Below are 1,026 nucleotides of genomic sequence, written 5' to 3'. Positions count from 1 at the left end.
TTGATAATCCTAAATATTGACATAGCTTTGTTATGCTATAACGATGTCGATTTGCTTTTAGGATAGCGATTTTCGCCCTATTATCAGTGCTGCTTGCTTTAGAATATCGTTTTCCATACGGAGTTGTTTAAGCTCTTTACGCAACGCGATTAACTCTTGTTCTTGTGGACTGCGATTATCTTTTGTTTTAAATGAGCCGCTTTGGCTTGCTTGCGTTATCCAACGGTCCAAAGCTGATGGTGTCAAATCATATTCGGCAACGATTTCACTACGTGATTTACCATGTTGATAAAGACTGACCATTTGGTGTTTAAAATCATCTGTGAATGTTCGTCTTTTGCGTTTAATCTTATTCATATTTGTTCCTTTTTTAGTTGTGATAAGTTTACCTTACCCCTTAAAAAAGTTGTATGAATTAGTGTAGCCTATCCACTCCATTTACCTTGTGTCACTAAGTCATTTATATTTATTGAGTCGCTTAATGGCGGGACTATCATTTCAATATCAGCAAAAGTACCCCATGCATTAGGTAACTCGATTGGCGCTGTCGGTGATGAAGGATTATTTTGCGGTGTGAATGTTCGGCCGTCTGATAACTTAATACCTAATAATTTCCTTATTTCAGTCACTTTAGTAACACCGCCATCAATAGTTAAATAAGGCGCAGTACCATGAATGCGCTCAGAAGTCGTGGCCGATAATGCCTGCGATTCTAAAGAGTACGGCAATAACAACAACGGTGCTAATGCCAATGGGATTTTTGAAAATAATTTTGTGAATAATTTCGAAAATATAAATAAGTTTCGAGTAAAAACTTGTCGAATAGGATTATTTGATAAATTTAAGACATAGGTTTGCCAGTGCTTGTGCCTAAAATGGTACTGCATTTCGTTTCACCTATCAAGTAATATTTTGTTTTATTTGAATTTTTTATAATTATTTGCTTGTTTGATAAGCTCATTTTTCTGAAGCGATGAAAGTATAGCCGTTTAAGGGGTGATTGACTAGTTTTTTTGGCGGACTTTT

At 35.8% G+C, this 1,026-nt stretch carries 2 protein-coding genes; both read right to left on the bottom strand.

The genetic code is table 11. From position 1 onward, the window contains the following. Positions 1–57 precede the first annotated feature (57 nt). Positions 58–357: an IS3 family transposase gene (locus A9G25_RS06575; protein ID WP_034885636.1), complete on the bottom strand. Its 300-nt coding sequence runs from the start codon at positions 355–357 to the stop codon at positions 58–60. Positions 358–425: 68 nt separating this feature from the next. Further along, positions 426–887 carry a hypothetical protein gene (locus tag A9G25_RS06570; protein ID WP_065626272.1) on the bottom strand — a complete coding sequence of 154 codons (462 nt, stop codon included), beginning with the start codon at positions 885–887 and terminating at the stop codon, positions 426–428. Positions 888–1,026: the final 139 nt, after the last annotated feature.

Origin of the sequence: Gilliamella sp. Bif1-4 (genome assembly GCF_001690535.1) — a bacterium.
Taxonomy (GTDB): Bacteria; Pseudomonadota; Gammaproteobacteria; order Enterobacterales; family Orbaceae; genus Gilliamella; species Gilliamella bombi.
Note: the sequence above shows the minus strand (reverse complement) of the source record. Positions and strands in the feature narration are given on the sequence as shown.

Coding starts and splice junctions, on each gene's coding strand:
- A9G25_RS06570 (WP_065626272.1), bottom strand. CDS start 887: ATGCAGTACCATTTTAGGCACAAGCACTGGCAAACCTATGTCTTAAAT.
- A9G25_RS06575 (WP_034885636.1), bottom strand. CDS start 357: ATGAATAAGATTAAACGCAAAAGACGAACATTCACAGATGATTTTAAA.